At 66.7% G+C, this 12,165-nt stretch carries 16 protein-coding genes and 1 tRNA gene; 12 read left to right on the top strand and 5 right to left on the bottom strand.

Annotation, left to right across the window (positions count from 1 at the left end; translation table 11 throughout):
* The coding region (locus RMO04_RS17825) for a sodium-translocating pyrophosphatase (RefSeq protein WP_309646110.1) at positions 1-1,731 on the top strand (1,731 nt) is incomplete at its 5' end.
* 90 nt (positions 1,732-1,821) lie between these two features.
* On the opposite strand, the gene RMO04_RS17820 is transcribed toward RMO04_RS17825, so the two are convergent.
* Positions 1,822-2,307: an outer membrane protein assembly factor BamE gene (locus tag RMO04_RS17820; protein WP_309646109.1), complete on the bottom strand. Its 486-nt coding sequence runs from the start codon at positions 2,305-2,307 to the stop codon at positions 1,822-1,824.
* Positions 2,308-2,412: 105 nt separating this feature from the next.
* On the opposite strand from RMO04_RS17820, the gene RMO04_RS17815 reads away from it, so the two are divergent.
* From RMO04_RS17815 to RMO04_RS17790, 6 genes are all read left to right on the top strand, one after another.
* The gene (locus RMO04_RS17815; RefSeq protein ID WP_309646108.1) at positions 2,413-2,943 is read left to right on the top strand and encodes a ubiquinol-cytochrome C chaperone family protein; all 531 of its coding nucleotides are present in this window, start codon (positions 2,413-2,415) and stop codon (positions 2,941-2,943) included.
* On the top strand, positions 2,940-3,464 hold the full coding sequence (locus tag RMO04_RS17810; protein ID WP_309646107.1) for a DUF177 domain-containing protein: 525 nt from the start codon (positions 2,940-2,942) through the stop codon (positions 3,462-3,464). The genes RMO04_RS17815 and RMO04_RS17810 overlap by 4 nt, the downstream gene beginning before the upstream one ends.
* An 82-nt stretch (positions 3,465-3,546) precedes the next feature.
* A complete protein-coding gene (plsX, locus tag RMO04_RS17805; protein WP_309646106.1) occupies positions 3,547-4,593 on the top strand; it encodes a phosphate acyltransferase PlsX in 1,047 nt (348 codons plus the stop codon).
* On the top strand, positions 4,594-5,574 hold the full coding sequence (locus RMO04_RS17800) for a beta-ketoacyl-ACP synthase III (protein WP_309646105.1): 981 nt from the start codon (positions 4,594-4,596) through the stop codon (positions 5,572-5,574).
* A 117-nt stretch (positions 5,575-5,691) separates the two neighbouring features.
* Positions 5,692-5,994, top strand: coding sequence for an integration host factor subunit alpha (locus RMO04_RS17795; protein WP_309646104.1), 303 nt, complete (start codon positions 5,692-5,694; stop codon positions 5,992-5,994).
* A gap of 13 nt (positions 5,995-6,007) precedes the next feature.
* Positions 6,008-6,409: a MerR family transcriptional regulator gene (locus RMO04_RS17790; RefSeq protein WP_309646103.1), complete on the top strand. Its 402-nt coding sequence runs from the start codon at positions 6,008-6,010 to the stop codon at positions 6,407-6,409.
* Here RMO04_RS17790 and RMO04_RS17785 read toward each other — a convergent pair.
* Complete coding sequence (locus tag RMO04_RS17785; protein WP_309646102.1) at positions 6,406-6,879, bottom strand: SRPBCC family protein; 474 nt, start codon at positions 6,877-6,879, stop codon at positions 6,406-6,408. The genes RMO04_RS17790 and RMO04_RS17785 overlap by 4 nt on opposite strands.
* Positions 6,880-6,956: 77 nt before the next feature.
* On the opposite strand from RMO04_RS17785, the gene RMO04_RS17780 reads away from it, so the two are divergent.
* Positions 6,957-7,033: transfer RNA gene (locus RMO04_RS17780), tRNA-Pro, on the top strand.
* 19 nt (positions 7,034-7,052) lie between these two features.
* On the opposite strand, the gene RMO04_RS17775 is transcribed toward RMO04_RS17780, so the two are convergent.
* Positions 7,053-7,253 carry a DUF2842 domain-containing protein gene (locus RMO04_RS17775; protein ID WP_309646101.1) on the bottom strand — a complete coding sequence of 67 codons (201 nt, stop codon included), beginning with the start codon at positions 7,251-7,253 and terminating at the stop codon, positions 7,053-7,055.
* Between the two features lie 33 nt (positions 7,254-7,286).
* Positions 7,287-7,535: a GlsB/YeaQ/YmgE family stress response membrane protein gene (locus RMO04_RS17770; RefSeq protein WP_309646100.1), complete on the bottom strand. Its 249-nt coding sequence runs from the start codon at positions 7,533-7,535 to the stop codon at positions 7,287-7,289.
* Between the two features lie 143 nt (positions 7,536-7,678).
* On the opposite strand from RMO04_RS17770, the gene RMO04_RS17765 reads away from it, so the two are divergent.
* The gene (locus RMO04_RS17765; protein ID WP_309646099.1) at positions 7,679-8,710 is read left to right on the top strand and encodes a COX15/CtaA family protein; all 1,032 of its coding nucleotides are present in this window, start codon (positions 7,679-7,681) and stop codon (positions 8,708-8,710) included.
* On the opposite strand, the gene RMO04_RS17760 is transcribed toward RMO04_RS17765, so the two are convergent.
* The gene (locus RMO04_RS17760; RefSeq protein WP_309646098.1) at positions 8,707-10,128 is read right to left on the bottom strand and encodes an alkaline phosphatase PhoX; all 1,422 of its coding nucleotides are present in this window, start codon (positions 10,126-10,128) and stop codon (positions 8,707-8,709) included. The two genes, RMO04_RS17765 and RMO04_RS17760, sit on opposite strands and share 4 nt — an antisense overlap.
* A 217-nt stretch (positions 10,129-10,345) precedes the next feature.
* Here RMO04_RS17760 and rplM point away from each other — a divergent pair, with 217 nt between their 5' ends.
* The 3 genes from rplM to argC form a co-directional block, all read left to right on the top strand.
* A complete protein-coding gene (rplM, locus tag RMO04_RS17755; RefSeq protein WP_309646097.1) occupies positions 10,346-10,819 on the top strand; it encodes a 50S ribosomal protein L13 in 474 nt (157 codons plus the stop codon).
* Positions 10,820-10,824: 5 nt separating this feature from the next.
* The gene (rpsI, locus tag RMO04_RS17750; RefSeq protein ID WP_309646096.1) at positions 10,825-11,295 is read left to right on the top strand and encodes a 30S ribosomal protein S9; all 471 of its coding nucleotides are present in this window, start codon (positions 10,825-10,827) and stop codon (positions 11,293-11,295) included.
* Positions 11,296-11,388: 93 nt separating this feature from the next.
* Positions 11,389-12,165, top strand: a 777-nt coding sequence (gene argC / locus RMO04_RS17745; protein ID WP_309646095.1) for an N-acetyl-gamma-glutamyl-phosphate reductase, incomplete at its 3' end; no start/stop codon positions are given.

The raw sequence follows: 12,165 nt of genomic DNA, 5'->3' as shown, positions 1-12,165 counted from the left end.
GCCCTGATCGGCGTCGCCGGCTACTACGCCATCCTTACCCAGAACCTGGGCTACGCGCCCGATGACCGCGCCGTGGTCAACGGCCTGGTCTGCCTGGGCTTCGGCGCCAGTCTGATCTCCATCTTCGCCCGTCTGGGCGGCGGCATTTTCACCAAGGGCGCCGACGTCGGCGGCGACATGGTGGGCAAGGTCGAGGCCGGCATTCCGGAAGATGACCCCCGCAACGCCGCGACCATCGCCGACAACGTGGGCGACAACGTCGGCGACTGCGCCGGCATGGCCGCCGACCTGTTCGAGACCTATGCGGTGACCACGGTGGCCACCATGGTCCTGGCCGCGATCTTCTTCGGAACGTCGCAACTGCTGACCAGCATCATGCTGCTGCCGCTCGCCATCTGCGGTGTCTGCATCATCACCTCGATCATCGGCACCTACGCGGTGCGGCTCGGCAAGAGCGGCTCGATCATGGGCGCGCTCTATCAGGGCCTGATCGTCACCGGCGTCCTGTCAGCCATCGCCCTGTACTTCCTGATCCCCTCGATGGTGACGGAAGACCTGACGGTGAACGGCAAGACCTTCAACGCCATGTCGCTGTTCTGGTGCTCGATGGCGGGCCTGGTGATCACCGCGCTCATCGTCATGATCACCGAGTACTACACCGGCACCAACTTCCGCCCGGTGAAGTCGGTGGCCCAGGCCTCGGTCTCCGGTCACGGCACCAACGTGATCCAGGGCCTGGCCATGAGCCTGGAAGCCTGCGCCGCCCCGGCGATCGTCATCATTGTCGGCATCATCGTCACCTACAATCTGGCGGGTCTGTTCGGCATCGCCATCGCCACCACCGCCATGCTTTCGCTCGCGGGCTTCGTGGTCGCGCTGGACGCTTTTGGTCCGGTCACCGACAACGCCGGCGGCATCGCCGAGATGGCCGGTCTTCCCCCGGAAGTCCGCGTCACCACCGACGCGCTCGACGCGGTCGGCAACACCACCAAGGCTGTCACCAAGGGTTATGCGATCGGTTCGGCGGGCCTCGGCGCGCTGGTGCTGTTCGCCGCCTATACCGAGGATCTGAAGCATTTCGTGGCCATCGCCACGCCGGGCTCGTTCTTCGACGGCGTGGGCGCGGTGGCGTTCGACCTGTCCAATCCATACGTCGTGGTCGGGCTGCTGTTTGGGGGCCTGCTGCCGTTCCTGTTCGGCGGTATGTCGATGACCGCCGTTGGCCGCGCCGCCCAGTCGGTGGTGGTCGAGGTCCGTCGTCAGTTCCGTGAGAACCCGGGGATCATGACCGGCGAGGTGAAGCCCGAATACGGCCGCGCCGTCGACATCCTGACCAAGGCCGCGATCAAGGAGATGATCGTGCCGTCCCTGCTGCCGGTCGTCTCGCCGATCGTGCTGTTCTTCGTCATCAACGCCATCGCCGGCAAGGTGGACGCCTTCGCCTGCGTCGGCGCCATGCTGATGGGGGTGATCGTCACCGGACTGTTCGTCGCCATCTCGATGACCAGCGGCGGCGGCGCCTGGGACAACGCCAAGAAGGTGATCGAAGAAGGCTTCACCGACTCAGACGGCGTCCTGCACGGCAAGGGGTCCGAGGCTCACAAGGCCGCGGTCACCGGCGACACCGTCGGCGACCCCTACAAGGACACCTCGGGTCCCGCAGTGAACCCGATGATCAAGATCACCAACATCGTCGCCCTGCTGCTGCTGGCCGTTCTCGCCCAGTACTAGTCGGCCACGAGCCAAACGAAGACGCCCCGGAGAGCGATCTCCGGGGCGTTTTCATTTCCGCCTCAGTATGCCGGGAAGGGGAGCGCCGCCCTAGCGCCGGTCGCCCGGCCGATTGCCTGGGGCGTTCTCGTCCTCGTTGGGCAGCATGCCGCCGCGGCCGACGGTGCCCAGGAGTTGTTCCAGGATGCTCAGCTCGCGCCCGCGGGTCGGGGTCTCGCGTCCGTTGAAGGCGATGACCTTGCCGTCCTTGAGCGACATGGTGTCGACGCTCTTCACCAGCTCGCTGTCCTTGTCGAAGGTCACGGCCACCACGTTGCGTGAAGTGACCACGGGGCGGCGGAACGCCACGCGTTCCTTGACCTGGTCGATATAGAACCAGACGTTGGGGTCGAAGGTGGCGGTGGCCGAAGGCGAACCCAGGCTGCCGCGCACCGTCGACTTGGTGTCGGTCCCTATCTTCACGTCCTTCGGATTGGCCTCGATGGCCTGGAACCCGGAATAGGTGGTGATCGGCGCGCAGGCGGCGGTCGCCAGGAGCGAACCAGCAAGAGCGACAAAGGCGACGCGACGAAACATGTGCGAACCGGACCTGTTCATTTGTTCGAGACTTTGACCTATCGGTCGCGGCCCCTTAGTTCAATGCCGCCTGTAGCTGCGCCTGAGGGCGAAATCGAGGCCTGAATGTTCCTGGATCGCTTCTTCCGCCCCCGAGCCGCGCAAAACGCGGGTCGGAAGCTCTATGCCGGCGTGGTGGCCCAGGCCCGCACGCCGGCGCTCTACACCGACCTCGGCGCGCCCGACACGGTCGAGGGGCGATTCGAACTCTACACCGCCCACGTCTTCCTGTTGCTGGATCGCCTCAGAGGGCAGGGGCCACGGGCGGGGGAAACGTCCCAGGTCCTGTTCGACGCCTATCTGAGCGCACTGGACGACGCTCTGCGCGAGATGGGTGTCGGCGACGTGTCGGTCGGCAAGAAGATGCGCAAGCTGGGCGAGGCCTTCTACGGCCGGGTGAAGTCCTACGAGACGGCGTTCCAGACCCTGCCGGATCGAACGCAACTGGAAGCCCTGGCCGCGCGCACGGTCTACGCCCAGGGCGAACCCGCCAACGCGCCCCGGTTCGCCGACTATGTCCTGGCCCAGCGCGAGACCTTGGCCGGCCAATCTCTCGACGCCCTGCTCGACGGCGACGCGACCTGGGGTGGCGCATGAGCGGCTGGACCCACTTGATTCGGTTGGGCGAGCTGACCCGCGGTCCCGTGGAGGTCCATCTGGCCCCCGACGAGTCCGTTCGCGCGATGCTGGCCCAGGAACTGCTTCTGGACAGCTTGCCGACCCTGGTCGCCGATCTGCGCGTGCGCCCCTGGCTGGACGGCGCGGAGATCACCGGCCGCTTCACCGCCACGGTGGGCCAGATCTGCGGCGTCAGCCTCGACGTCTTCGAGCAGGAACTGACGGGTGAGATCGCCCTTCAGATGGTTCCGCTCGGCAGTCCCAACGCCTACGGCGAATCGGAGGAGGGTGGCGATCTGGCCCTGGATCTGGACGCCCCCGATCCGCCCGACGTCTTGGAGGGCGATGAAATCGACCTGGCGCACATCCTGGTCGAGCACCTTGCGCTCGAGATCGATCCCTTTCCCCGTAAGCCGGGGGCGGAGTTCACCTACACTCCAAACACCGTCGAGGAGTCGCCCTTCGCCGTCCTACGGACGCTGAAGAAGGACGGCGAGTGACCGCGACGTTTGCAACGCCCCACGTCGGGTCTATCCTGGCCATGCTTTCCGGCGCGACCGCTGTGAGGGGTGAAGCGACGCCGTGACGAAGTCCTTGGTCATCTCCATCGACGCCATGGGCGGCGACCACGGCCCGTCCGTTGTCGTGCCGGGCGTGCTGCTGGCCGCGCGGGAAGCGCCGGCGCTCAAGTTCATCCTGCACGGCGACGAAGCCGCCATCGGCGCTCAGTTCGGCGGCGCCTTGCCCGACCGGGTCGAGATCCGCCACGCCGATCGCGTCATCGCCATGGACGAAAAGCCGGCCCAGGCCCTGCGGCGGGGCAAGGGTACGTCGATGTGGGCGGCGGTCGAGGCGGTGAAGGCCGGGCAAGCCGGCGCGGCGATCTCGGCAGGCAACACCGGCGCTCTCATGGCCATCTCGCTGCTGATCCTGCGGATGAGCGTCGATGTCGATCGCCCTTGCCTGGTGGTCGGTTGGCCCGGCACGAAGGGGATCACCACGGTCCTGGACGTCGGCGCCAATATCGATTGCGACGCCGAGCGGCTGGTCGAATTCGCCATCATGGGCGAGGCCTTCCATCGCGCCGCTCATGGCGTGGCCAAGCCTACTGTCGGCCTGCTGAATGTCGGCGCCGAGGACATGAAGGGCCACGAGGAGGTCCGCCAGGCCCACGCGATCCTGCGCAATGGTCAGTTCGACCTGGACTATCGCGGGTTCGTCGAAGGCGACGGCCTGTCTCGCAACGTGGTCGACGTGGTGGTCACCGATGGCTTCACCGGCAACATCGCGCTTAAAACCGCCGAGGGCACCGCCCGCTATCTCGGCGGAGAACTGCGTAGCGCGCTGACCGGCACCCTACTGTCCAAGCTAGGCGCGCTCCTCGCCCGTCCCGGCCTGCTGAAATTCCGCGAGAAATTGTCGCCCGATGCGGCGGCGCCATTGCTCGGCCTCAATGGGGTGGTGGTGAAGAGCCACGGCGGAGCGGCGGCCCGCGACATCGCCGCGGCGATCCGCATGGCGACCAAATTGGCGCAAAGCGACTTCGCAGCGGAGATCGAACGGAATATGACCCGCCTCACCGCCGCGGTGGCCGAACACCAGCCGCCGGCCGTCGATGGAGCCGCCTGAGTGACGAAAGTACTGCGTAGCGTCGTGACCGGTGTCGGAGGCTATCTGCCGGACGACATCGTCACCAATGCCGACTTGGCCAAGTTCGTCGACACCAGCGACGAATGGATCGTCGAGCGCACGGGCATCCGCCAGCGCCACCGCGCCGCGCCAGATCAGGCGGTCTCCGATCTGGCGGTCGAGGCCGCCCGCCGCGCGCTTGCCGCCGCGGGCAGGACCGCCGCCGACGTCGACCTGATCGTGGTCGGCACCACAACACCAGACCTGACCTTTCCCGCGGTGGCCACTATCGTTCAACGCAAGCTGGGCTGCCCGGTCGGCGTGGCCTTCGACGTTCAGGCGGTCTGCTCGGGCTTTGTCTACGCGCTCTCGACCGCCGACGGATTTGTCGCGCGAGGCCGTTCGAAATGCGCCCTGGTGATCGGCGCCGAGACCATGACCCGGCTGATGGACTGGACAGACCGTGGCACCTGCGTGCTGTTCGGGGACGGGGCCGGCGCGGTCGTCGTGGAGCCGATGGAAGGCGAGGGGACCACCGCCGATCGCGGCCTGCTGGGCTTCGCCCTGCGCGCTGACGGCGCCAAGCAGGATCTCCTCTACGTCGATGGCGGCGTCTCGACCACTGGCCAGATCGGTCATCTGCGGATGCAGGGCAACCAGGTGTTCCGCCACGCCGTGGTGAACATCTCAGAGGCCATCTTCGCCGCGGCGGCCGACGCCGGGATCGAGGTCGCCGATGTCGACTGGTTCATCCCCCACCAGGCCAATCAGCGGATCCTGGAAGGTGTCGCCAAGCGGGTCGGCATCTCCCATGACAAGGTGATCTCCACCGTTGCCGAGCACGCCAACACCTCGGCGGCCTCGATACCCCTGGCTCTTGCGAAGGGCGTCGAGGACGGTCGGATCAAGCCCGGCCAGATGCTGTTGCTGGAGGCCATGGGTGGCGGCCTGACCTGGGGCGCCTGCGTCATTCGGCTTTAGGCGTCGCCAAGCCTTGGGCGTACGGACAATTGACCGCTTGAAGCCTTTGACTTGATGCGACAATCAGGTCATGACGGAAGACTAGACCTGTACAGATTGTTCGAGGGCGGGGGCTCCATGAAGGGCGCTACGGTGACACGGGCCGACCTGTGCGAGTCGGTTCACGAAGAGGTGGGCCTGACCCGTCAGGACTGTTCCGAGCTGGTTGAGCGGACTCTCGAACTCATGGCTCAGGCCCTGGAGCGTGGCGAACAGGTCAAGCTCTCCGGTTTCGGCGTCTTCCAGGTCCGCGCCAAGCGCGCCCGCATGGGCCGTAATCCGAAGACGGGCGAGCCGGCGGCCATCGAGCCGCGCCGCGTGATTGGTTTCCGAGCCTCCCAGGTCATGAAGGCGCGGGTCGACCGCGCCCTAGCGAAGTGACGTAAGGCCCCCAGTGGCCAAGGGCCCCGACGCCTTTCGGACCATCCCGGAAGCAGCCGACGAGCTGAACGTGCCGCAGCACGTGTTGCGGTTCTGGGAGACCAAGTTCTCCTTCATCCGCCCCATGAAGCGCGCCGGCGGACGCCGGTTCTACCGGCCCCAGGACATTTCGGTGCTGCGCGGCGTGCGCGGCCTGCTCCACGATCAGGGCTACACCATCAAGGGCGTGCAGAAACTGCACAAGGACCAGGGGCTGAAGCGCGTCCTCGACGCCGGCTCCGGGCCGACCGCGAGCCCCGGTCGAGGACCAGGCCTGGCGTCCGAGCGCCTGAACGACCAGGGTCGCGAGCGTCTCATGGACGCACTAGAAGACCTGGAAGCCGCCAAGGCCCGCCTCGACGCTCTGCTGGGTTAGGCGCGACGCACGAAGTCGGCGAAGGCGTCCAGGATCAGAGGCCAGCCATCCTCCGAAGCCATCTCGTCGCGATAGTCGGCCGCGCCCTCGCCGTGCCGCTCGAAGCCCGCATGGGTAAGGCGCAGGGTCGTGCCACCATCGTCGTCGGCGGCGAAGGCGATCTCGACCTGGCTGGCCTGACCGGGATCGGGCTGAGGGGCGCTGTCAGGACCGATCTGCCAGAGGAAGACGATGCGACGGCCCGGTTCGACGGCGATCATCCGGCCCCAGTCGACGCGGAACCCCTCGGGCCCGATCTCGTAGCAGAAGTCGCCGGGCGCGGCGCCCAGTGCGATGGCCTGCAGGCCGTCAGGGCCGGAATAGGTGTAGTCGGCGGGCCACCATTCGCTGAAGCCCTCGGTGAACAACACGAAGGCCCGATCCGGCGGGACCGGAACCGCGACCGCTTCTTCGATGGGCGGGCCGCTCATGATCGCCTCCAGCGCCAGCGTCGATTTTCGCCCTTGCCCTGCCGTCGCAAGCGTCTAGAAGGGCCGCTCGCCGATGTCGGAGCGTAGCGCAGCCTGGTAGCGCACTTGACTGGGGGTCAAGGGGTCGCAAGTTCGAATCTTGTCGCTCCGACCATCGGCGAATTTCCGAAAGTCTATTGCCGCCCCCGGTTCATCCACGTGATGAGCGGCAGGATGGGCACGCCCCAGGCGAGACCCGCGACAGCGTAGAAGGCCAACTGCGCCGCCCAGTGGCTGGGCAGGCGCTCTCCGACCATGACGACGGCGGCGGCATAGAAGGCCAGGAAGCCGACGATGCCGACGCCGCCGATGAATTTCCGTACTCGTGCGCTCATGGCGTCGGTATAGGCGCCGGGCGACGCCGCGGTCTAGCCGCGCTTCAACAGGCCCAACAGGAACAGCAGGATCACCGCGCCGAGAGTGGCGATGACAAAGCTGCCGATCCAGCCGCCGAAGCTTATCCCAAGCAGGCCAGCCACGAAGCCGCCGAGCAAGGCGCCGACCACGCCCACCGCGAGGTTGGTCAACAGGCCGTGATTCCGCTTCATGATCTTTTCGGCGACCCAACCGGCCAAGATGCCGATTACGATCCACCCGATAATTCCGACGCCGCTCATGCTTTAGCCCTCTCTGAAGTCCAGGTTGGCGTAATGCGGCGAAGCTTGGCGGGTTCCAATTGCGCGCACCCCGTGGACTGCGGGGCGGAAGTCCGGTAGCCGGTCGCCGTAAGAACGCCTCGAAGCTACACGACTTTTCCCCCATGACATCCTTTCTCCGCTCCGACCGATCCACGCCTGTCGCCGCATGGCTATTCGTCGTGGCGGCCCTCGTCCTGGCCATGGTCGTGGTCGGCGGTGCGACGCGGTTGACTGATTCCGGGCTGTCGATCACCGAGTGGAAACCTGTGACCGGCGCGATCCCGCCGCTCTCGGATGAGGACTGGGCGGCGGAGTTCGCGCTCTACAAGCAGATCCCCCAGTACCAGCAGTTGAACCAGGGCATGAGCCTGGCCGCATTCCAATCGATCTACTGGTGGGAGTGGGGGCATCGATTTCTGGGGCGCCTGGTCGGGGTGGTCTTCGCCCTGCCGTTCGCCTGGTTCCTCATCCGGCGCGAACTGCCCAAGCGGCTGATCTGGCGCTGCGCGGGCCTCTTCGCCCTGGGCGGCCTGCAAGGGGCGGTCGGATGGTGGATGGTGGCCAGCGGACTGACCGAGCGCGTGTCGGTCGCGCCCGAGCGACTGACCATCCATCTGGGCCTGGCCTTCGCCCTGCTGGGCGCCCTGGTCTGGACGGCGCTGGATGCCTGGAACGGCTCGCCACGCCAAACCCTGCCGGGCCCCTGGACGCGCCGCGCCGCGGCACTGATCGGGCTCATCTACCTGCAGATCCTGCTTGGCGCCCTGGTGGCCGGCAATGACGCGGGCCTAGTCTACAACGACTGGCCGCTGATGAACGGGGCCTTGATCCCGAAGGACTACGCCGGCGACGGTCTCTGGGCCACCCTGGCCCACACCCAGGGGGCGGTGCAGCTTCATCACCGGCTCGCGGCCTATCTGCTGGTCGGCGTCGGCGTCGCCCTGGCCCTCGGCGCCTGGCGCTCGCGCTACCTGACCGACGACGCCCGCGTCATCGCCCTGGCCATCTCCGCCTCCATCGGATTACAGGCGGTGCTGGGCGTCGCTACCCTGATGCTGGGCGTGCCCATCTGGCTGGGGATCGCCCATCAGGTTATGGCGGCCCTGGTCCTGGCCCTAGCGGTCTCCTTTGCCTGGCGAGTCCGCCGGCCCTAGGCCTTGAAGCTGGCCCACGGTCCGGTGATGGCGAGCGTCGTCCCGGGCATGTAGATGTTGACGAACAGCGTGGTCCCGTCCGGCGAGAAGCATGCGCCGGCCAACTCCGACGTCCCCGCGGCGTCGCCGTCGCTCTGCAGCGCGTTGCGACCGAGCGTGTAGATTTTTCCGTCGCCGGTCACGCCGCGCAGGAAGTTGGTCCCGCCGATCTTATCCTCGCAGACGATCATGTGGCCCCAGGGTGTCGGCGCGATATTGTCACCCATCTCCAGGGTTTGGACATCCTGCGGTTCGACGAAGAGTTGCAGCCGGGCCGGCTTGTCGGCCTCGCCAGGACGGCCTTCCTCGGGGCTCGGCACATAGCGCATGATCTGACCACCGCCGTTGGGACCGCCGCTGGTGCAGGCGAAATAGAGCTCGCCCTGGCCGAAGAACACACCTTCGCCCCGCGCGAACCACGCCGCGCCCTTGGCATGCCCGCGATACCGCAGGTCCTCATAGGGGTTGTCGACCCCATCTAGATCGACCCAGCGCACGTTGCGCCAGTCGCCTTGCTTCCAGTAGCGGGTTTCCCAGTTGCGCGGATCGGCGTCGACGCCTTCCGGCAAGGCCAGGGCCTGCAGCTTCCCGCCCGCATGGAGCTTGGTCGGATCGTTCGGGAGGTAGCGGTAGAACAGGCCCAGACCATCGCCCATGTCCTCAGTCTGATAGACGATCCCGGTCCGAGGATCGATGCAGGCGGCCTCGTGCCGGAAGCGGCCCATGCCGGTGATCGGCGTGGGGTCCACCAGCCCTTTGGCCTGCGACGGCACCTCGAACACCCAGCCGTGGTCCTTGCGCGCCTCCTGACCTGCGCCCTGAGTCGTTTCCTCGCAGGTCAGCCATGACCCCCAGGGCGTGATCCCGCCCGCGCAGTTGGTGGAGGTGCCGGCCAGGCTCAGATGGTGGCGTTCGACCTTCCGTGTCTTCAGGTCGTAGACCAGCGTGGTCGTGCCGCCGCCCAGGGGCAGACCGTCATCGCCGAAGTCGTAGACTCGGTCCGCGGCGATCTTCGGCGCGAGGGTCCGGCCTGGGCCAAATGCGGTGATCTCCAGATCGCGTGGCTTGATCTCGTGGTTGCGAACCAGGATCACGCGGTCGCCGTCCAAGGGGAAGCAGCCCATGCCGTCCATCTTGAAGGGCGTGACCAGTCCATCGCTCATCGGATCGCCGGCCTTTGAAACCACGGTGTAGGAGAAGCCCTCCGGTAGGTCGAGGACGCCCGCCGGATCGGCGCGCAAGGCGCCGTAGCCGGCAACCTCGCTTCGATAGGGGGCCGCGGCGGACGCGCCCTCCTGGGCGTTGGCGAGACGCGCGAACCCCGCGAAGGCGGCGGATGCGGTGGCGGTGGCGAGGAACTGACGGCGCGACGCGGACATGGAAAATCCCAGCTTGGCTCTGATAGACCGTGTCAGACCATAAAAGGGTGACGTTCGATTGACGCGGTATTATAATACCGTATCACAAAAACCCGTTGCTGGGTAACGGATTGCGCGCGGTCTCCCGCCGACAAGTGTTGACAGGCGCGCGTGGGGCAAGTACTAGCCGCGCCTCTCGTCGGGATCGTTCGGTCCCGCCAACTTACGGACCGTTCCCATGATGAAGACGACGGCTTCCCTGAAGCCCGCCGACGTCACGAAGAAGTGGATCGTGATCGATGCCGAGAACGCCGTCGTTGGCCGTCTCGCCTCGTTCATCGCCATGCGTCTTCGCGGCAAGCACCGCCCCGATTACACCCCGCACGTCGATTGCGGCGACTATGTCGTCGTCGTCAACGCCCACAAGGTGAAGTTCACGGGCAAGAAGCTCACGGACAAGACCTACTACTGGCACACCGGCCACCCGGGTGGCATCAAGGAACGCACGGCCGACAAGATCCTCGGCGGCAAGTTCCCCGAACGGATCCTGGAAAAGGCCGTCGAGCGCATGCTGCCCAAGGAAAGCCCGCTGGCCCGCGCGCAGATGACCCATCTGCGCATCTACAACAGCGGCGAGCATCCGCATGAGGCGCAGGCCCCCGAGACCATCGCGTTCGCCGAAATGAACGCCAAGAACGTGCGGAGCAAGTAGGCCAGATGTCCGACACTCAAGGCTTCGAGGCCCTGCAAAGCCTCTCGTCCAACCCCGACGTCGCCCCGGCCGAGCCGAAGATCGACGCCCTGGGCCGCGCCTACGCCACCGGCAAGCGCAAGAACGCGATCGCCAAGGTCTGGATCAAGCCCGGCAAGGGCAAGATCACGATCAACGGCCGCGACCAGGAAGTCTATTTCGCCCGTCCCGTGCTGCGCATGATGATCGCCCAGCCCTTCCAGGTCACCGACCGCGAAGGCCAGTTCGACGTCATCGTCTCGGTGGAAGGCTCCGGCCTGTCGGGCCAGGCCGGCGCGATCCGCCATGGCCTGTCCAAGGCGCTCACCTACTATGAGCCGGGCCTGCGCCCGGTGCTGAAGCCGCACGGCTTCCTGACCCGCGACTCGCGTGTCGTGGAGCGGAAGAAGTACGGCAAGGCCAAGGCCCGACGCAGCTTCCAGTTCTCGAAGCGCTAAACCCGCGCGCGAGCACTCGCGTTTGGAGGGGCGCTTCGGGAAACCGAAGCGCCCCTTCTGCTATCTGGACTCCTTGTTTCCGGGACAACGACCATGACCAGCACCGTTTTCATCGATGGCGAAGCCGGCACCACCGGCCTGCAGATCCGCGAGCGGCTGGCCGGTCGCGGCGACCTCCAGGTCTTGTCGATCGATCCGGCCAAGCGGAAGGACCCGCAAGCTCGCGCCGAGTTGCTGAACGCCGCCGACGCGGTGATCCTGTGCCTGCCCGATGCGGCCTCCAAGGAGGCGGTCGGCATGATCACCTCCAACTCCGTGCGGGTCATCGACGCCTCGACGGCCTATCGGACGGCCTCGGGCTGGACCTACGGCTTCCCGGAGATGTCACCGGACCAGCGCACCGCGATCGCCCGTTCGAAACGGGTGAGCAATCCCGGCTGCTATCCCACCGGCTTCATCGCGCTCACCCGTCCGCTGGTGGAGGGCGAACTCATCCCCGCCGACTGGCCGATCACCGTCAACGCCATCTCAGGCTATTCGGGCGGGGGGAAGGGATTGATCGAGGAGTTCGAGGCGCCCGCGCCCGCCGGGACCAGCGACGCCTACCGGACCTATGGCCTGACCCTGCAGCACAAGCACGTGCCGGAGATGCAGATCCATGGTGGGTTCGATCACCCGCCGCTGTTCGCGCCCTCGGTGGGGCGCTACGCACAGGGGATGATCGTCGAGGTCCCGTTGCAGCTTTGGGCCTTGCCGGCGAAGCCGAAGGTGGAAGACCTGCGCGACGCCCTGGTCGACGCCTATCGCCGCGAGGCCTTCGTCGAGGTGGCCACGGCCGAAGAGACCAAGGCGCTGCAATCGGCCCGCGCC

It is taken from the genome of Phenylobacterium sp., from assembly GCF_031412415.1.
Lineage (GTDB): Bacteria > Pseudomonadota > Alphaproteobacteria > Caulobacterales > Caulobacteraceae > Phenylobacterium.
The sequence above is the reverse complement of the archived record's forward strand: the minus strand, read 5'-3'. Positions and strand labels throughout refer to the sequence as shown.